This is a genomic window from Campylobacter anatolicus, from assembly GCF_018145655.1.
GTDB classification, from domain to species: Bacteria; Campylobacterota; Campylobacteria; order Campylobacterales; family Campylobacteraceae; genus Campylobacter_A; species Campylobacter_A anatolicus.
Genome location: NZ_JAGSSY010000002.1, coordinates 259577 through 278734, shown reverse-complemented (window position 1 = coordinate 278734; position 19158 = coordinate 259577). Strand labels below are relative to the sequence as shown.

Sequence of the window (19158 nt, the reverse complement as noted above, 5' to 3'; positions counted from 1 at the left end):
GATCTATTTAAATTTTTCTTCTTTCCAAGCCTTGCTATTGGATTTGAACTCAGCCTCTGCAAACCACGCTTCAAGCATCTTAATCTGAGTTAAAACACTAGGATTTGCCGTACCGCCAGCTGATTTTCTAGCCTCTTTTGATACGTTTAAATTTAAAAACTCAACCGCATTTGCGTCTAAGTTTTCATCCACATTTTTTAGTTGTTTGGCATTTAGTTCACTTAGATCTATACCCAAACTCTCAGCCATTGCTACTGCTTTACCGGTGATAAAGTGAGCCGTGCGAAACGGTATGTTTTTCTCACGTACGAGATAATCAGCCAGGTCTGTCGCACTTAAATGTCCTCTTTGTGTCGCTTTTAACATATTTTGCTCATTAAATTTAACCTCTTTTAGCATCTCATTTAGTATCACAACCGAGCTAAGTGCAGCATTAATGCTATCAAACACGCCCTCTTTATCTTCTTGCATATCTTTATTGTATGCAAGTGGTAGACCTTTCATAGTTGTTAAAAGTGCTATCAAATTTCCATTTACTCGCCCAGTTTTACCGCGTATCAACTCACATACATCTGGATTTTTCTTTTGTGGCATTATGGAGCTACCAGTTGAGTAGCTATCGCTTATCGTAATAAAGCCAAACTCTTGCGAACTCCAAAGTATAAGCTCCTCACAAAGGCGTGAAGTGTGAGTCATTAAAACGCTAATGTTAAATAAAATTTCAAGTGCAAAGTCACGATCACTCACGCTATCCATAGCATTTTGCGTAACTCCTGCAAAGCCAAGCTCGTCTGCTACTATCTCTCGATTTATAGGGTGCGGGGTACCAGCAAGTGCAGCTGAGCCAAGCGGAGAGAGATTGTTTCGCTCATACGAACTAATAAATCGCTCATAATCACGCTTAAACATAAAAGCATACGCAAGTAGATGAAAAGCAAGGCTAACTGGCTGAGCGTGCTGCAAGTGTGTGTAGCCAGGCATTAGCGTATCTGTATGTGCTTTGGCTAAATTTGTAAGTGTGATTATAAATTTATAAATTTCTTGTGAAATTTTGAGATTTTGACGCATTACAAAAAGCTTAAAATCAAGTGCAACTTGATCGTTTCGGCTCCTTGCAGTATGAAGTTTGCCACCAAGTTCAGAGCCAATAAGCTCACTTAATCGCTTTTCAACTGCCATATGAATGTCCTCATCTTCTACTTTAAACTCAAACTTACCGCTTTTAATCTCGGCTAAGACCGCATCAAGTCCAGCCATTATCGCCTCTGCCTCTTTACGTTTTAACACTCCACACTCACCAAGCATTTTCGCATGTGCCTTGCTACCCGCGATATCCTCATGGTATAAATTTTTATCAAAGCCGATAGAAGCATTAAACTCCTCAAGTAGCTTTGAACTTTGTTCGCTAAAACGACCAGACCACATCTTTTTCATAATTATGCCTTTTAAATTTATTTTTATCATTTTATCAAAATTTTTAATTTTTTTATAAAAATAGTCAAATTTTGTAAAATTAAACAAGACTTTACAAGATTGTTCTATCATATGAGAGATAAAGTAGTTGCTATCCACCATAGTTATATTTATAAAAAATAGCAATAGATACAAGATAGTCGCTATAATAACATATATGGGTAAGGTAACTAAATTTAAAGTCTGCGATAGAGCTTATAAGTAGGGCGTATGTTAGATATTTAACTAAACTGCGATAGAGCAAATACAGTACAAAATTCTTAATTTTTCACACATATCTATAAAGATATCAACTTTAAAAATGCTACACTACTATTTTATACTGATATCACTACATATTTGCCATGCAACCATGAGACAAATTTATTGATTGCACGAGGCAGCAGTAAAAGCATAGTTTAAAATATGTCTAATGCCATAAAAGCACTAAAATCCACAAAATCATAAGAGTCAATGCTTCCAACTAAGCCACAAATAAGATAAAATTTACAAACTTGACAAGAAGATATGACAGAAGTAGCATATAACTCTTAACTATAAAAGAGCTAAATTACTATAGCTTAAGCAGATATTTTTATACCTAAATATAGTAAACAACTTTACAAACTGACATTTTATACACAAAATACAAATAGCATATGACTGATAAAATGCTACTTATCCCCTATCATAGTCCTTAAAGCGTTGCAAAAATCAGCCAAAAAATATCCCATAGCTTGATAAAATTTACTCATAGCCCTGTTTTGTAGCTCAGTAGCGACCTGTGTTGCATATGGTAAGAAGAAACTAACGCTAAAGCCTGATAATAGGCGTTGCGAGTTTGCATTTGCATCTTGCTTTAATATGGTAGCGATTAGCAATAGCTGATTTGATAGACTATCCGTTTCGCCTATTTTTGGCGTAAATTTAATACTTTTATAAAATTTCTCCAAATCATCTTTTGCACTAGGATAGTAAAAACTAGCACTAAATTTAGGCTTTAAAACAACAAAGTCATCACAAAGTGCTGCACTACTTTCATCCTTTAAAAACTCGGCGTAAATCTCACTCCCACGCACATTTGCTTCGCTTTTGTTATGCACTATCCAGCCACCTGATTTTTTAATATTCATAAACTCTTTTACACCTAAAATTTTATGAAAATTCCCTGCAAGTGCGAGTGCAACAACACCATAAACCTCTCCAACTCTCAATTTTATCCCTTTAAATTTAAAAATCTAAGACGAAGCGAGTTTAGTACAACAGTAACTGAGCTAAAACACATCGCTAACGCCCCATATACCGGACTTAGCAACACTCCAAATAGTGGATAAAGTGCCCCTGCTGCCACTGGTATACAAAGAGCATTATACACAAAAGCCCAGAATAAATTCTGCTTTATCGTTTTTATCGTATTTACGCCAAGGCTTAGAGTGTTTAAAACCCCGCTTACATTATTTTTTATAAGTACGATATCTCCTGCTGTCTTTGCGATATCTGAACCAGAGTTCATTGCTATGCCAACATCAGCACGTTTTAAAGATGGCGAATCATTTATACCATCTCCCACAAACATCACTTTTCCTTGCTGCGAAAGCTCGGCTATTTTATCAAATTTATCAGTTGGTAACATATGTGCGTAAAACTCGTCCACACCAAGCTCAGAAGCAACTTTACTGACAACATTTTCGCTATCGCCCGATAAGATGATACTTTTTACACCAAGTGATTTTAATCGATCTATGCTATATTTTGCATCTGCTTTTAGCTCATCACTTAATGACACAAAGCCCACAAATTCGCCATTTATAGCACAAAGCACTATACCACTACCACTTTGAAATATCTCATTTTCATCAGCTTTTTGTGTATTATTTAGATAGATATTGTTATCGTTTAAAAGCTTTTCATTGCCTATTATTATGAAATTATTTTCATCTTTATACGTTATGCCAAAACCTACTATATTTTCAAATTTACCAGCGAGTTTGAGAGGTTTTATGCAATTTTGCTCGGCGTAAGCAACGATCGCTTTTGATATATGATGTTCACTTAAAGCCTCCACGGACGCAACTAAACAAAGATGATAGTGACCCAAATTTGAGCCATTTACACTAATTTTTCCCTTGCTTAGAGTGCCAGTCTTATCAAATACAACAAATTTAATATCCTTCATTATCTCGATAACTTCAGGATTTTTTATAAGTATGCCATCCTTTGCACCACGTGCTAAAGCCGATATTATAGCGATCGGTGTAGCTAAGCCCAAGGCACAAGGACAAGATATAATAAGTACACAGATTGCACTTGATACAGCGTAAGCAACATTTCCGCTAAGCACTATCCATGCGATAAACGCCACTATCGCGATAGCTATCACGCTTGGAACAAAGATATTTGCCACACGATCAGCAAAGCGACTGATATTCATCTTTTTCGTGCTTGCATCACTCAGTAAGCTTAAAATTTGAGAAAGTAAAGTCTGATTTGATCGCTTAGTGACTTTTATACTTATATAACCATTTGTATTTAAAGTCCCTGCAAATACACTATCTCCTACTTTTTTATATATAGGTAAACTCTCCCCTGTCAAAGCTGAAGTATCAACCTCTGCACCGCCTTGAATGATTACTCCATCGCAAGGGACATTATAGCCATTTTTTACGACAACTATATCACCTACATTTAGCTCATTCACATCGACAGCTATATTTTGTCCATCTGGTTTGACAACAAGTGCAGTTTTGGGTGCAATCTGAAGTAGTGCTTTTAGATAATCCCCGGCTTTAGCCTTTGAACGCTCTTCTAAAAATTTACCCAAAAGCACAAAGGTGATTATCATTGCAGAGCCAGAAACATACATATATCTAAGTGCGTCAGGCAATGTGGACGAAGCCAAACATACAAAAAGTGAGTAGGCAAATGCCGAGCCAGTGCCAAGTGCAACAAGCACGTTCATATCGTAGTTGCGATTTTTAACCGCTTCAAAAGCGTGAGTAAAAAAGTCGCGTCCAGCATACACAATAACCAAAAGCACAAGGGCTAACATCAAGAAATTTTTAAAAGAGCTTTGCTCGCCACTCATCTCAAGTGTCATTATCACAACACTCACGATAAGGGAAAATATAAATTTATTACGTAAATTTTTTATATGTTTTGCACGTTTTTGTTCAAAATCATCGATATTTGTTGCGACATCGTAGCCTAGCTTTTTTATCTTTGCTTCTAACGTTTCTCTAATGCTATCATCACGCAAAATAAACTCACCTATCGAGTTTGCAAAGCTGACTTTTGCCTCAATGACACCATCGAGCTTTTTAGCAACTTTTTCGATCGCATTTGAGCAATTAATGCAGGTCATTCCGGTAATATTTAGCTTTAAATTTTTAGACATTATATCTCTTGCAATACTTCAAAGCCTAGATCGCTTAGCTCATCTTTAAATTTTTGCTCATCACCATCTTTTAGATCCACACTTACTAAACGTGGCTCAACACTAAGATCGACAAAAATTTCACCAAAATCACTCTCAAGTGCATTCTTTATCGTTTTTGCACAATTCTCACAATGGATATTTGCAACTTTGTAAGTTTTCATAAAATTTCCTTTATCATATGTTCATATCGATGTTTGCAGACAATCATCTCCGTGTCTTTACTAAATCCCAAACTTTCATAAAGCCTTTTTGCCTTTGGTTTGTCTATATCTACGATGAGTGATACTTTTTTTATACCTTTTTGCTTTGCCAAAACAGACGCGTATGCGATCAGCTCTTTGGCGATCCCACGTCCTCTATAACTCTCATCGACCGCAATACTATCGATGTAAAATTCATCATCAAAGCACTCGCTATCTAATTCATCACAAATGCCGATCGAATTTAGATGTGATAGTATAGGCTCATCTAAAATTTCTATTTTAGCACCATCATAAACACACATCACACCGACTATTTTACCATCAAATTTATAAACGTAAATATTATTGTAGCTTAGTCGATTAATCTCACTAACAAAAAATGAACGTAAAATTTCATCACTCTCATCGCGTTTATCAGTACCACTAAGCTTAAAAGCGATCTCATCCATAGCCAAATTTAATAGCTCAATACAACGAGCTGCATCTTTTTTATCTGCTCTTTTTATCATAGCTTGCATTATAAGACTAAAAATGTAAATTTTTACCAAATATTTGCTAAAAATGAGAAAGTCTGAATAAATTTAAACATTTATTTAAAAACAAAATAAAAAAAGTTTAGATATAATCTTTCAAAAATTTTTTTAAGGAAACCTATGGGACGAGCATTTGAGTATAGGCGTGCAGCAAAAGAAGCACGCTGGGATAAGATGAGTAAGGTGTTTCCAAAGCTCTCAAAAGCAATAACAGTCGCAGCTAAAGAGGGTGGAACTGAACCTGATATGAATCCAAAATTACGTGCAGCGATCGCCGCAGCCAAAGCTGAAAATATGCCAAAAGACAACATCGACGCTGCAATAAAACGTGCAAATGGAAAAGATAGTGCGGATATAAAGACGATATTTTACGACGGTAAAGCAGCTTTTGGAGTTCAGATCATCGCTGAATGTGCGACTGATAATCCAACTCGCACGGTGGCAAATGTCAAGGCTATATTTAGCAAAAATGGTGGAGAGGTGTTGCCAAGTGGAAGCTTAAGCTTTATGTTTTCACGTAAGAGCGTGTTTGAACTAGATAAACCAGATCGTGATCTAGAGGAGATTGAGCTTGAGCTTATAGATTTTGGACTAACAGAGCTTGAAATACAAGATGACACTCTCTATATTTACGGCGATTACACTAGCTTTGGCACACTTCATGAAGGCATAGAAAAGCTAGGGCTTGAGGTAAAAAAAGGAACGCTTCAATATATCCCAAATGCAACGATCAGCTTAGATGAAGAGCAGATGACTGAGATCGAGCGACTTTTAGATAAGCTTGAAGATGACGATGACGTCCAAGCTGTATATACAAATATCGAATAATCTAAATTTAAAGGAAAAGTATGAGAAATGAAGAGTTAAAAATTTACGAGATAAATATAGATGAGCTTAAAAAAGATAAATTTGCTGTATTTCGCACAGACAAAGGTGATATGACACTTGAGCTTTTTGCCGAAGAAGCTCCACAAGCAGTGGCAAATTTCGTTCATCTTATAAAAACAGGCTTTTATAACGGCTTAAACTTCCACCGCGTTATACCAAATTTTGTAATACAAGGCGGTTGTCCTTACGGCACTGGCACAGGTGGTCCGGGCTGGAGGATTAAATGCGAATGCGATAATCAAAATGTCCGCCACGAACGCGGAAGCCTCTCTATGGCACATGCTGGACGCGACACTGGTGGATCGCAATTTTTTGTATGCCATAGTCCACAGCCACACCTTGATGGAATACATACTGTATTTGGCAAGTGTGTTGATGATGAGAGCTTGAAAGTGTTAGATGCTATTCGTCAGGGAGATAAGATCGTATCTGCCGAGGTAAAAGAGAGCTTATAAGGTAAAAATTTAATGAATACAAAAAAGCAAATACAAAAAAATACTCTACTAAAAATAGTTACAAATTTAGCTTTTTGGGTAGTTTTGGGTATCGCTGGAGGTGTTTTAGTCGGTATATTATCACCAGAACTTGGCATAGCAAGTAAGCCTGGCATAGATTATTTCATCAAAGCTTTAAAAATTCTCATAGGTCCTATTATATTTCTAACAATAGTTTCAGGTATCGTTGGGCTTGAGAGCTTAAAAGAGCTTGGTAGTATCGGACTAAAAGCGTTTATATATTTTGAAGTTGTTAGCACTTTAGCACTTGCAGTCGGTATTATCTTTGGTGAGACTTTACGTCCAGGACATGGAATGAATCTAGACTACACGCAGTTAGATCCAAAAAGCATGGAGAAATACACACATATAGATCGTGACATAGGTTCGATGTGGAGTATACTAAAAAGTGCAATACCAAGCGATCCTATAAGCCCATTTATACATGCAAATACACTTCAGGTGTTATTTATGGCGATCTGTGTTGCCATTACTCTTTCATTTTTAAAGCCAGAACATAAAAAAATTTGTCTAAAACCGCTTGAATTTATCCAGCACTATGTGCTTAAAGTGCTTACTTGGCTTATGTTATTTAGCCCAGTTGCTGCATTTTCAGCTATGGCATATCTCATCGGCAAATTTGGCATATCGTCACTTCTTGGTATGATAGAGCTACTCGTAGTTATGGCATTAGCAAGTATGTTTTTTATATTTATTGTGCTTGGAGCAATATGCTACTTTGCAAAGGTAAATATCTTTAAATTTATGCGATTTATATCAAAAGAAGTCTTAGTTGTATTTGCAACTAGCTCGAGCGAAACAGCCCTAGCACCGCTTATGCAAAAGCTCGAAGCTGCTGGTATAAACCGAGGTGCAGTTGGACTTATCATACCAACTGGGTATTCATTTAACCTTGACTGTACAAATATTTATCTAAGTCTAAGTATCATTTTCTTAGCACAGGCATTTAATATACCGCTCACATTCGAACACCTTATAAGTGTGCTAATAGTGCTAATGATAACAAGCAAAGGGGCCGTTGGCGTAACAGGATCAGGCTTTATCGTCCTAGCTGGAACACTTGCTGCTTTACCTAGCACTGGCATACCAGTAGTCACGGTCGCTGTGCTACTTGGGGTGGATAAATTTATGTCAGAAATGCGTGCAGTTGGTAATCTCTGCGGTAATGCTGTTGGTTGTATGATAGTTTCAATATGGGATAAAAAGGTCGATATGGATAAATTTAGATATGCCCTAGATCACCCAAAAGAGTTTCAATTTCACTCATAAAATTCACTAGAATGTCTTAGTTGCATTCTAGTTTTATTTTCTCATAAAACGATCGCTCAAAATTTTAATAACTCTTGAGCGATCAAAGTATTAAAATATCTTCCTATCCAAACCAAACTCAACACCGACTTTAGCAAGCTCAAGCGTAGCATCTATAAATTTATACTCCGCTCCAACAAATGGTAAAAATATCGGTATCTCCGTACAAGCTGCGATATAAACATCAGCTTTGATCTTGCTAAGTGTCTGGTTAAAAAGCGATACATACTCATCAGTTTTACCAGCTTTTACGCCTTTATATATGCAATCCATCAAATTTTGCTGCTGCTCTTGCGTAAAAGCAATACTATTTAAGCCGTATTCATCGAGTATCGCATCATAAACACGTGCCTTTTTTGTGCCACTCGTTGCGATGACTGCGACATCTTTGGCATTTGGATAGTATTTTTTAATAGCATCTACCGCCGCTCTTGCAATATGTAAAATTTTAACTCCAGCTTCACGCTCGATAGCTGGAGCAAAAAAGTGAGCGGTATTGCAAGACATAAGCATAGCCTCACATCCTGCTGCCTTTAATCTCTTTGCACTCTTTACAAGCTTTGGTAACGGATCATCGCCTTCACCCATTATATACTTAGTCCTATCTTCGATCTGAGCATAGCTATCAATCACAATATGTAGATGCTCTTGATCACAACTAGCTGGAGTTAAATCTATAATCTTTTTATAAAGATCGGCAGTCGCTAATGGTCCCATACCACCTATAATACCTAATTGTCTCATGAGTTATACACCTTCTCATCAAGCTCTTTTTCACTCTTTGCAACCACTACGGCACCAATCATATCACCGACGACATTCATCGATGTCCTACCCATATCAAGTATCGCATCAATACCAAGTATCATACTATAAGCTATCGCAACAACACTTCCTGCTTCAACCTTTAATCCAACCGACTCAAGTACCATAAGCAACATAATCGCCCCAGCACCTGGCACACCAGCCGTACCAATACTGGCTAAAACAGCTGTTATTACAATAGTGAATTGCTGCGAGAGATCAAGCGGAACACCAACAACGTTTGCTATAAATATCGCACAAACACCCAAATATATCGTCGTTCCATCCATATTTATCGTAGCACCAACTGGGATCGTAAAACCAAATATACTCTTAGGAACACCCATTCGTTCTGCAGTTTCCATAGATACAGGTATGGTCGCACCAGATGAGCGTGTGACAAAAGCAGTTATCATAGGTGGTCGAACCTTACTTAAAAATTTAATAGCACTAAGTCTAAAGATAGCACAGATCACACAATAAACGCATAAAATTTGTATCAACAATCCCACATAAACACTTATAGTTACACTCGCAAGTGGACCAAATGCCTCTGCACCATTTTTAGAAAATACGATAAATATAAGAGCAAACACTCCTATTGGAGCGTATTGCATAACCCAGCCTACGACTTTAAGCATTATCTCACTCATACCCTCAAAAAATACAAACACTGCATCCCCTGCGTGCTTTATTCGCTCATCTTTACTGTCTTTAACGAAGGCAAGTGCAACGCCAAAAAATATACAAAAACATATAGTTGGTAAAACATCGCCTTTTGCAATAGAGCCGAAAGGATTTGTAGGGATTATGTCAAGTAAAATTTCAACCAAAGTTGGAGATTTTGCCTCTTTTGCTATGCCAGCGATATTTGCAAGCTCCAGCCCCTGACCTGGTGCCATAATATTACCAATCAAAAGTCCTACAATGATAGCAAAAAGGGATGTAACCATATAAAATATAATGACTTTTACACCAACTTTACCTAAATGTGATGGACTAATAGAGCTCGTACCAACTATGAGTGTGCATATAATGATTGGCATCATAATCATCTTCAAAAATCTAATAAAAATATCACCAAATGGCTTTAAAAATGCAATCGCCCCAGAAGCATCTTGAAATATAATGCCACAAATAGCTCCTAAAATCAGACCAAATAATATCCTAAGCAAGAGATTACTCTTAAAATACCACGAAAATAGACCGTTTTTTTGATTACTCATAAGACACCTTTTTGTAAAAATTTAATATATAAATTATATTATTTTTGATATAAAAAAAGCAATATCAATTTATATATTTATAAAAATTTTTAAAGACAAACCCTCAAATTTACACAATTTACAAAGTAAACGTATCAATATTTTTTTATTTTTATTTAGCTGTTTAATTTAATATCCAAATCATCGGTTAAAAGTGTAAAATTCCATTTGTAAGACTTATTGCTACTGTCTTAGTGTCACCAATTGTCTGCTTTAAAAACTCATTTAAAAATTTATTTGCCTTTGTTTTATCACTTTTATAAAGTATGACGTATTCACGCTGTATTTGAGCTTGTTTTAAGCCCAAAGTAGCTTCAAATTTAGTATATACTTTTTAACTATCGGAGCATAATTGTTATAATCAGTCATTACAAGTGTTTAAACTTACGACAAGTCCAGTAGATTGAGCTATCATTGGTCTTATTTACGCGACAGATAAGTACTAAGATTGCTTATACTCATAGCTACATATACAGTAGCCACGGATGCATCTGCATAATATTCAAATTATATTTCCCAAACACGCTAACAGTATGATAATGTTATCTCTTGTAGTTTTCGTTATATGGATCAACTTTTAGTAGCTTGTCTTTGATATATATCATCTATATGTACTTATGCAAACACTAGTTGTATTGTAACAAACTGCTCCGCGAAGCTTTTGTCTGCCAGTTTAGCACAGTCGTATAATGCATAGAGAATTTTGGTAGTTGGTACATAAAGTCGTTTGCCTTTGGTGTGTCTTTAAGCTATGCATTCCGCTTTGATTGTGCTTTTTGAGTGAATTAAAAAGCTAAGTCTTAGCTACTTTACTATTAGCACTCCTAGAGATTAGTATTAAGCCATCGCTTGAGACTTCATTGATAATAAGTATGGTTTTACAAGCAAATGCAGGACTAGTTAAAAATACACGTAGCACAATGAAGATTACGACAAATCTCACTCTTTTAATCATTACTCCTTAAAAATATTGTAATAAAACAATATAACTTAAAAAGTAAAAAATTAATATAAAAATTTTTGAAATTTAGTAAAGAAATGATTAAAAATCAGCTTAAAGTTTTAAGATTTAACCCTAGTCGTTAGACTAGGGTTTTTATAAATTAAGCTTTTGGTCCAGCTTTTGCGTATTCAACGCCCTCTTTTACATCTTCGTAGCGTTTGAAATTTTCTACAAACATCTTAGCCAATTTCTCACGAGTAGCTACATACTCTGCACTATCACTCCAGGTATTTATAGGATTAAGTAATTTTGTCTCAATACCATCAAGTTTTTTTGGTATAGCAAGATCAAATTTATCAAATTTTTCAAACTCGCACTTTGTTATACTTCCATCAAGTATGGCGTTTATACAAGCACGGGTAGCCTTTATACTCATTCTTTTACCAACGCCGTAAGCACCACCACTCCAGCCAGTATTTACAAGATAAACATTGACATTATGCCTATCTATCTTTTCGCCTAAAAGCTTAGCATAAACAGTTGGGTGAAGTGGCATAAATGGCTCACCAAAGCACGCTGAAAACGTAGCCACAGGCTCGGTTATACCACGCTCAGTCCCAGCAACTTTAGCCGTATAACCACTTAAAAAATAATACATGGCTTGCTCTTTTGTTAGCTTTGCAACTGGTGGTAACACACCAAATGCGTCAGCAGTTAAAAATATGATATTTTTCGGATGTCCGGCACTTAGGCTTGGTTCGTGATTTGTGATATGCTCTATCGGATAGCTAACACGTGTGTTTTCAGTCTTGCTACTATTTTTATAATCAACCACGCCATTTGCATCTGCAACGACATTCTCAAGCAGGGCATCACGAGTGATAGCACCATAAATTTCAGGCTCATTCTCAGGATCAAGGTTTATGCACTTTGCATAGCAACCACCCTCGAAATTAAACACACCATCATCGTCCCAGCCATGCTCATCATCTCCTATGAGTCTGCGGTGTGGGTCGGTTGAAAGTGTCGTTTTGCCAGTCCCACTAAGCCCAAAAAACAAAGCCGTATCACCGTCTTTACCGACATTTGCCGAGCAGTGCATGCTTAGCTTTCCCTCAAGTGGTAGCCAATAGTTCATCATCGAAAAAATTCCTTTTTTCATCTCGCCACCATACCACGTACCGCCTATTACTGCGATATTTTCTTCAACATTAAATATAACAAATACTTCTGAGTTTAGTCCATCTTTTTGCCACTCATTATTTATGCACTTACAAGCATTATATATAACAAAATCAGGACTAAATTTATCAAGTTCAGCCTGGCTTGGACGGATAAACATATTTTTTACAAAGTGTGCCTGCCATGCTACCTCAGTCACAAAACGCACAGACTTTTTACTCTTTATACTAGCACCACAAAATGCGTCTTGCACATAAATATCTTTACCACTTAACTGCTTTTTTGCCTTTGTTAAAAGCTTGTCAAAAAGCTCTTTTGAGATAGGTTGATTTACCTTACCCCACGCTATAAATTTTTGGCTTGGATCAGCCTTTACAAAGTATTTATCCTTTGGGCTACGACCAGTAAAAATCCCTGTATCAACCATAAAGGTGCCGTTACTACTAACTCTGCCTTCGCCATTACGCTGTTCATGTTCAAAGAGTTCATCATAATTTAGATTATGATAGACTTTTTTAATATCTATAAGACCGAGTTTATCTAACTCATTTACCATAATTTTTCCTTATAAATTTATTTAAATATCGACAAAAGCACACCAGCCGCGACAGCCGAGCCGATAACGCCTGAGACATTTGGACCCATAGCGTGCATAAGCAAAATATTAGTGCAATCTTCCTTAATACCTTCTTTGTTTGCCACACGTGCTGCCATCGGTACAGCACTTACACCAGCTGCTCCTATTAGCGGATTTATCTTATCTTTGCTAAATTTATTCATTATCTTTGCCATTATTACACCACTTGCCGTGCCTATTGCAAATGCAATGAGCCCAAGCACCAATATGCCAAGTGTATTTGCAACTAAAAATTTTTCAGCTGCAAGTTTAGAACCTACAGAAAGCCCTAAAAATATCGTAACAATATTAATAAGAGCATTTTGCAAAGTATCGCTAAGTCGCCCTACTACACCACACTCACGGACTAAATTTCCAAACGCTAAAGCTCCTATTAATGGTGTAGCATCAGGTAGTATCAGCACACAAAGCATTAAGATTGTTATAGGAAATATAATCTTTTCACGTTTACTAACTTCACGAAGCTGTATCATACGAATTTGTCGCTCAGCCTTTGTTGTGAGAGCTCTCATAATGGGTGGCTGAATGATCGGCACAAGTGCCATATATGAATACGCTGCAACCGCTATAGCACCAAGTAGATCAGGTGCTAAGCGAGAAGCTAAAAATATCGCAGTCGGCCCATCTGCACCACCGATAATACCAATGGCTGCCGCATCAGCAAGAGAGAAGTTAAATATGTTAGTGTATTGAGTTAACACCAAAGCTCCAATAAGCGTAGCAAAAATTCCAAACTGAGCCGCACCGCCAAGCATCGCTGTTTTTGGATTAGCAATGAGAGGAGAAAAATCGGTCATCGCACCAACACCCATAAATATAATAAGCGGAAATAAACCACTTTCAATGCCAAAGCCATAAATAATACCCAAAAATCCGTTTGGTCCAGCGATCTCAGCTATCGGAATATTTGCTAAAAGTCCACCAAAGCCAATAGGTAGTAGTAGTAGTGGCTCAAAGCCCTTTTTAATAGCTAGATAAAATAATAAAAAGCAAACAAAAAACATAATAACCCTACCCCAACTCTGGGTAAATTTAGAAAGTTCATGTCCGCTACTATCTTTATATCCATCGGTTGGATTTAACAGGGCATTTATACCAGTTGTCTTGTAAAATCCACTAAAAAGTTCACTTAAGCTCTTTGAGTGATACTCACTATTTTTTACACTAGTTGTAAACGTAGAGGTATTTTGCTCTATGCCATTTAAATTTAATACGCCAAAAAAAGTGGTAAATATAGCTAAAAATATAAACTTTTTCATATGCTACATTCTTGCTAGAATTTGTCCGTTTTGTACGGTTTGTCCTTGCGTTATCTCTACTGCACTTATAACGCCATCCTTTGGTGCAGGGATCTCTATCTCCATCTTCATTGCCTCTAGTACGATGACTGCTTGTCCCTTTTTAACATTATCGCCAACTTTGACTAAAATTTTAAAAACCGTTCCTGGTAGTGAGCTAAGTATTACATCGCCACTATTAGATGCAACCTGAGTAGTTTGCGTGTTTTTAGACTCGACAACTGGCGTTATGCTCTTTACTTCTACATTATCGTTAAATCCATCACTAACCTCTACGTTGTAGCGTGAGCCATTCACAACAACGCTGTATTTGCCACTATTTGTAGAAGTTGTAGTTTTTGTTGGTTTGGAATTTGGCATTTGGCTAATTTTTCTCACATTTACTTTTGCCTCACCTTTTAAAAATGCTATACCCTTCTCTTTACATGCTGCGGCGATAAATAAATTCTCATCATTTACTTCTATTTTCTCACTCTCTAAAATTTTACGGGTATAAGCCAAAGACTTACTCTCATCACGATCTGCAATGTCTAGAGCTTTTTCCTTTGTTGGCTCTAAATTTAACTGTTCGCTAGCTAGTTTTACGACATCAGCGTCTGGTTCACAAGGCGTTTTACCAAAGTACCCAAGCACCATTTTGCCGTATCCATCAGCTATCTTTTTCCACTTACCAAACATTACATTATTAAAGGCTTGTTGAAAATAAAACTGACTTACCGGCGTTACACTCGTACCGTATCCGCCCTTTTCTACTACTTCACGCATAGCGTCAATAACAGCTGGGAATTTATCTAAAATATTATTATCACGCATCATTTGAGTATTTGCAGTCAAAGCACCGCCTGGCATAGGCGAAAATGGTATGAGCGGACTGACCTGCGTTGCTTCCGGTGGTGTGAAATAATCGCTCAAGCACTCTTTTAAAACACTCTCATATTTAAGCACTTTTTCAAGTTCAAGTCCACCTAGATCATACTCCTTGCCCTTAACAGCGTGCAGCATAGTAAGGATATCAGGCTGACTAGTCCCGCCACTAACTGGTGAAGCAGCCAGATCTATACCGTCTACTCCCGCATCAAGTGCAGCTAAATAACACGCCACACTCACGCCAGCAGTTTCATGCGTGTGAAGGCGTATGTGAGTACCACTTGGAAGTAATTTACGTGCCATTTTGATAGTTTCATATACCTTTTGTGGGCTAGATGTTCCACTAGCATCTTTGAAGCAGACACTATCATAAGGAATACCAGCATCTAAAATCTCACGTAAAATTCTCTCATAAAATGCTACATCATGTGCTCCAATGCAGTTAGGTGGCAAGTCCATCATAGTAACTACAACCTCGTGTTTAAGTCCATTTGCAACTATGCGTTCACCTGAGTATTTCAAATTTTCAACATCATTTAACGCATCAAAGTTTCGTATCGTAGTCGTGCCGTGCTTTTTAAACATTTTTGCGTGTAGATCAATTAGCTCACGACTACCAGTATCAAGCATAACGGTATTTACGCCACGTGCAAGAGTTTGCAAGTTCGCTCTATCCCCAACGATAGAGCGAAATCTATCCATCATCACAAAAGCATCTTCATTTAAGTAAAAATAAAGGCTTTGAAATCTAGCTCCTCCGCCAAATTCAAAGTGAGTTATACCAGCCTCTTTTGCCGCCTCCAACGCTGGGAAGAAGTCATCCATAAGCACTCTAGCACCATAAACCGACTGAAAGCCATCGCGGAAAGTAGTATCCATAACATCAATAAATTTCTTTGCCATTTTTTGCCTTGTGTATTAAATTTTACTTTTTTCAAACTCAGTAATAGCAGCACCTATGACTGCGACTAGTTCGTTATTATCTGTATTAGTTTGAGTGGGAGAGATGTGAAGTTTTATAGGCTCTTTGAAAAACTTTTTAAGTATAACTCCTTGCATTTTTAGCACAAACACCATTAACACCAAAAATACAAAAACGCTTAGCATTCCAAGCACCATAAACCTAAAACCCTCAGCTACTAAATTTATCTCCACTGCATTTCCTTAAAAATTTAAACTAAAATTTTCTTATATTTTACAATGAATTTCTTTAAATTTCACTCATTTAAATAACTAAATTCGTAAATAAATTTTATATCTTTGCTTTTATTTGAATTTAAGTTAAAATCCCATACCATACGCCACATTTAATGACATCACTCTGCTTTTGATTATTATCCATTAATATACCTCAATTTGTCTATTAATACTAAGTTGTGTCATATTCCCAAATTTAAACATGTTTGGCTCATTTACCATTAAACTCACTCTTAAAATTTACCAAGTTTTTTAAAGCAAGTGTCATTACGCTTTAAGTCGAGGCTGTGCGATAAATCTGTCTCTTTTTTGTCATCTCAATACCATCTCATAGCTCTGTGCCACCATAGACCATGGCTTAAAAATCTTATTAAAAGCATCTTAACATACTTAAACTGATATATTACGACATTAACCTCATTTTACATCGATATTTGGTTTTAAATTTTAACACATCGGCGACATTTAAGCCAAAGCTTTTATAAACTCGCCATTTTATATAAGTGCTTTAAAGTAATTACTCACACCGCAAAACCTACGTTTATCACACTCATAAAATAAACTCATAATTTTAAACTGGCTCTTTTTTATATCACTAAACTTTCAATCTCACAATACATCAACTTCAAACTGCTACAAATTTTTATCATCAAGTAAGCTAAAACTGCTACCTTGTTTACACAAATTTGTATAAAAAACAACTATATTTTTATAAATTTTAATCAAATTTCCACCAGCAAAAGCAAAAAATGCCAAACACTAAAACAATAGACAAATCTTTCACGCCATATCCTTATCTAAGCAACCAATACGTAAAAAATATCAATACTAAAATTTGAATAGCAATAAATGGCACAACACCTTTATATATCGCACTTGTTTGTATCTGTGGTGGTGCAACTGAACGCAAGAAAAACAGACTAAAACCAAATGGTGGCGTTAGAAATGAAGTCTGTAAATTCATCGCAATAACGATAGCAAAATAGCTTGGATTTATCTCTAAACTAGTGGCTATCGGCACAAGTATAGGCAACACTATATATGAAATTTCAACAAAATCTATAAAAAATCCAAGCACAAATATCACAACTAAGCTAAATATGATAAATCCCCACTTCTCGCCGGGTAAATTTAACATAAACTCTTCAACTATCTCATCGCCACCAGTATAACTAAATACTAATGAAAACGCCGTTGCACCTATAAGTATAGCAAATACAAGAGCAGTTGTCTTTACACTCTCTTCAAGCGATTCTTTTATCATTTTAAACGAAAAGCTTCTGTAAAAAAATGACAACAAAACTGCACCCACACAGCCAAATGCAGAACTCTCAGTTGGTGTAGCTATACCCATAAATATCGAACCCAGAACACATACTACTAGTAAAAGTGGTGGCAATATCGCCTTTAATGCATTTATAGTTTGTTTAAATTTATCCTCACCATATTCTCCCACTACAGCAGGTGCAATATCTGGTTTTGTATATGAGATAATCAATATGTAAACTACATAAGCACCAACTAAAATTAGGCCAGGAACGATCGCTTCGTGAAACAGATCGCCAACCGGCACAGCAAATATATCACCCAAAATAATAAGCACAATAGATGGCGGTATAATCTGTCCAAGCGTTCCAGCCGCACATATAGTGCCACATCCTAGGGCTTGGTTATATTTGTATTTAAGCATAACAGGTAGACTAATAACACCCATTGCGACAACACTCGCACCAACAACACCAGTCGAAGCAGCAAGCAAGGCACCAACTAATACAGTGCTAATGGCTATGCCTCCACGAATTTCACCAAAAAGCAAAGCAATACTTTCAAGTAATTTCTCAGCAAGTTTAGCCTTTTGAAGCACGATACCCATAAATACAAAAAGCGGGACGGCAATTAAAATTTTATTTTCCATTATAGAATAAATTCTATAAGGCATAAATGCAAACATATCTTTAAATATTGTAAAGCTACCAATCAATCCATCTCCATCGGCAAAGCTCTCCGCCATCGCACCAATAAATCCAAATATCATAGCAACAGCACCAAAAGTAAATGCAACACCAAAGCCAATACCAAGCATCAAAAGTGCAGCAACAAACATAACGATACCAGCCATACTAATCCTTTTTTGCCACTAGGTATTTGTTTAAATTTTTAATAAAAAAACCAATAGCAAAAAATATAAGCAAGAATACCGAGATCGGTATGAAAGACTTTACGATCCATCTGTGAGTTAGACCGCCAGGATCGGCACTAGCTTCATTTGAAGTAAATGCTTCAAACACAAAATCAATCGACAAAAATCCTATCAGAAGTGCAAATGGAATTATAAAAAATATAGCTCCCAGCATATTTATCATAGCTTTTGTTTTGGGGTTAAATTTAGTATAAAATATATCAACGCGAACGTGTGCATCCTCTTTTAACGCATAACTCATACCAAGCAAAAATATAACCGAGAATAGATGCCACTCAAGCTCTTGAAATCCGACATTTCCGTATTTAAAAAAGTATCTTGCGATAACGTTAAAAAAGACATCAACTATCATCAACGCCATCAAAATCATACAAATATATCCGATAAAATTTCCAAATTTATCAAAAAATCTCTCAATCTTTGACAAAAT

At 36.4% G+C, this 19158-nt stretch carries 18 protein-coding genes; 3 read left to right on the top strand and 15 right to left on the bottom strand.

Annotated elements, in window-relative coordinates:
- Window positions 1-3: 3 nt before the first annotated feature.
- The 5 genes from argH to KDE13_RS04430 all read right to left on the bottom strand — a co-directional run bounded on the left by argH (window position 4) and on the right by KDE13_RS04430 (window position 5600).
- Window positions 4-1434 carry an argininosuccinate lyase gene (gene argH, locus KDE13_RS04450; RefSeq protein ID WP_212142953.1) on the bottom strand — a complete coding sequence of 477 codons (1431 nt, stop codon included), beginning with the start codon at window positions 1432-1434 and terminating at the stop codon, window positions 4-6.
- Between the two features lie 692 nt (window positions 1435-2126).
- Window positions 2127-2666: a hypothetical protein gene (locus tag KDE13_RS04445; RefSeq protein ID WP_212142952.1), complete on the bottom strand. Its 540-nt coding sequence runs from the start codon at window positions 2664-2666 to the stop codon at window positions 2127-2129.
- A 2-nt stretch (window positions 2667-2668) separates the two neighbouring features.
- On the bottom strand, window positions 2669-4846 hold the full coding sequence (locus KDE13_RS04440) for a heavy metal translocating P-type ATPase (protein ID WP_212142951.1): 2178 nt from the start codon (window positions 4844-4846) through the stop codon (window positions 2669-2671).
- Entirely contained in the window at window positions 4846-5049 is a 204-nt protein-coding gene (locus KDE13_RS04435) for a heavy-metal-associated domain-containing protein (protein ID WP_212141349.1), read from the bottom strand. Before KDE13_RS04435 ends, KDE13_RS04440 begins: the two co-directional genes overlap by 1 nt.
- Entirely contained in the window at window positions 5046-5600 is a 555-nt protein-coding gene (locus tag KDE13_RS04430) for a GNAT family N-acetyltransferase (protein WP_212141350.1), read from the bottom strand. The genes KDE13_RS04435 and KDE13_RS04430 overlap by 4 nt, the downstream gene beginning before the upstream one ends.
- Window positions 5601-5744: 144 nt before the next feature.
- Here KDE13_RS04430 and KDE13_RS04425 point away from each other — a divergent pair, with 144 nt between their 5' ends.
- Genes KDE13_RS04425 through KDE13_RS04415 form a run of 3 tightly spaced genes read left to right on the top strand, consistent with a single transcriptional unit; the run spans window position 5745 to window position 8296 of the window.
- On the top strand, window positions 5745-6452 hold the full coding sequence (locus KDE13_RS04425) for a YebC/PmpR family DNA-binding transcriptional regulator (RefSeq protein WP_212140800.1): 708 nt from the start codon (window positions 5745-5747) through the stop codon (window positions 6450-6452).
- Between the two features lie 20 nt (window positions 6453-6472).
- A complete protein-coding gene (locus tag KDE13_RS04420; RefSeq protein WP_212141352.1) occupies window positions 6473-6967 on the top strand; it encodes a peptidylprolyl isomerase in 495 nt (164 codons plus the stop codon).
- A gap of 12 nt (window positions 6968-6979) precedes the next feature.
- Complete coding sequence (locus KDE13_RS04415) at window positions 6980-8296, top strand: cation:dicarboxylate symporter family transporter (protein ID WP_212141353.1); 1317 nt, start codon at window positions 6980-6982, stop codon at window positions 8294-8296.
- 90 nt (window positions 8297-8386) lie between these two features.
- Here the strand turns inward: KDE13_RS04415 and cuyB are convergent, their stop codons facing one another.
- The 10 genes from cuyB to KDE13_RS04370 all read right to left on the bottom strand — a co-directional run bounded on the left by cuyB (window position 8387) and on the right by KDE13_RS04370 (window position 19155).
- Window positions 8387-9079 carry a cysteate racemase gene (gene cuyB, locus KDE13_RS04410; RefSeq protein ID WP_212142950.1) on the bottom strand — a complete coding sequence of 231 codons (693 nt, stop codon included), beginning with the start codon at window positions 9077-9079 and terminating at the stop codon, window positions 8387-8389.
- On the bottom strand, window positions 9076-10365 hold the full coding sequence (locus KDE13_RS04405; protein WP_212142949.1) for a dicarboxylate/amino acid:cation symporter: 1290 nt from the start codon (window positions 10363-10365) through the stop codon (window positions 9076-9078). The genes cuyB and KDE13_RS04405 overlap by 4 nt, the downstream gene beginning before the upstream one ends.
- Window positions 10366-10552: 187 nt before the next feature.
- Window positions 10553-10711 carry a hypothetical protein gene (locus KDE13_RS09550; RefSeq protein WP_229204364.1) on the bottom strand — a complete coding sequence of 53 codons (159 nt, stop codon included), beginning with the start codon at window positions 10709-10711 and terminating at the stop codon, window positions 10553-10555.
- 486 nt (window positions 10712-11197) lie between these two features.
- Window positions 11198-11359 carry a hypothetical protein gene (locus tag KDE13_RS09545; RefSeq protein ID WP_229204363.1) on the bottom strand — a complete coding sequence of 54 codons (162 nt, stop codon included), beginning with the start codon at window positions 11357-11359 and terminating at the stop codon, window positions 11198-11200.
- A 148-nt stretch (window positions 11360-11507) separates the two neighbouring features.
- On the bottom strand, window positions 11508-13085 hold the full coding sequence (pckA, locus tag KDE13_RS04395) for a phosphoenolpyruvate carboxykinase (ATP) (protein WP_212142948.1): 1578 nt from the start codon (window positions 13083-13085) through the stop codon (window positions 11508-11510).
- A 17-nt stretch (window positions 13086-13102) separates the two neighbouring features.
- The gene (locus tag KDE13_RS04390; RefSeq protein WP_212140794.1) at window positions 13103-14425 is read right to left on the bottom strand and encodes a sodium ion-translocating decarboxylase subunit beta; all 1323 of its coding nucleotides are present in this window, start codon (window positions 14423-14425) and stop codon (window positions 13103-13105) included.
- 3 nt (window positions 14426-14428) lie between these two features.
- The gene (locus KDE13_RS04385; protein WP_212141357.1) at window positions 14429-16234 is read right to left on the bottom strand and encodes a biotin/lipoyl-containing protein; all 1806 of its coding nucleotides are present in this window, start codon (window positions 16232-16234) and stop codon (window positions 14429-14431) included.
- 15 nt (window positions 16235-16249) lie between these two features.
- Entirely contained in the window at window positions 16250-16486 is a 237-nt protein-coding gene (locus KDE13_RS04380; RefSeq protein WP_212142947.1) for an OadG family protein, read from the bottom strand.
- A gap of 835 nt (window positions 16487-17321) precedes the next feature.
- Window positions 17322-18647, bottom strand: coding sequence for a TRAP transporter large permease (locus KDE13_RS04375; RefSeq protein WP_212142946.1), 1326 nt, complete (start codon window positions 18645-18647; stop codon window positions 17322-17324).
- Between the two features lies 1 nt (window position 18648).
- A complete protein-coding gene (locus KDE13_RS04370) occupies window positions 18649-19155 on the bottom strand; it encodes a TRAP transporter small permease subunit (RefSeq protein ID WP_212142945.1) in 507 nt (168 codons plus the stop codon).
- Between the last annotated feature and the right edge of the window lie 3 nt (window positions 19156-19158).

Coding starts and splice junctions, on each gene's coding strand:
- argH (WP_212142953.1), bottom strand. CDS start 1,434: ATGAAAAAGATGTGGTCTGGTCGTTTTAGCGAACAAAGTTCAAAGCTA.
- KDE13_RS04440 (WP_212142951.1), bottom strand. CDS start 4,846: ATGTCTAAAAATTTAAAGCTAAATATTACCGGAATGACCTGCATTAAT.
- KDE13_RS04435 (WP_212141349.1), bottom strand. CDS start 5,049: ATGAAAACTTACAAAGTTGCAAATATCCATTGTGAGAATTGTGCAAAA.
- KDE13_RS04430 (WP_212141350.1), bottom strand. CDS start 5,600: ATGATAAAAAGAGCAGATAAAAAAGATGCAGCTCGTTGTATTGAGCTA.
- KDE13_RS04425 (WP_212140800.1), top strand. CDS start 5,745: ATGGGACGAGCATTTGAGTATAGGCGTGCAGCAAAAGAAGCACGCTGG.
- KDE13_RS04420 (WP_212141352.1), top strand. CDS start 6,473: ATGAGAAATGAAGAGTTAAAAATTTACGAGATAAATATAGATGAGCTT.
- KDE13_RS04415 (WP_212141353.1), top strand. CDS start 6,980: ATGAATACAAAAAAGCAAATACAAAAAAATACTCTACTAAAAATAGTT.
- cuyB (WP_212142950.1), bottom strand. CDS start 9,079: ATGAGACAATTAGGTATTATAGGTGGTATGGGACCATTAGCGACTGCC.
- KDE13_RS04405 (WP_212142949.1), bottom strand. CDS start 10,365: ATGAGTAATCAAAAAAACGGTCTATTTTCGTGGTATTTTAAGAGTAAT.
- KDE13_RS09545 (WP_229204363.1), bottom strand. CDS start 11,359: ATGATTAAAAGAGTGAGATTTGTCGTAATCTTCATTGTGCTACGTGTA.
- pckA (WP_212142948.1), bottom strand. CDS start 13,085: ATGGTAAATGAGTTAGATAAACTCGGTCTTATAGATATTAAAAAAGTC.
- KDE13_RS04390 (WP_212140794.1), bottom strand. CDS start 14,425: ATGAAAAAGTTTATATTTTTAGCTATATTTACCACTTTTTTTGGCGTA.
- KDE13_RS04385 (WP_212141357.1), bottom strand. CDS start 16,234: ATGGCAAAGAAATTTATTGATGTTATGGATACTACTTTCCGCGATGGC.
- KDE13_RS04375 (WP_212142946.1), bottom strand. CDS start 18,647: ATGGCTGGTATCGTTATGTTTGTTGCTGCACTTTTGATGCTTGGTATT.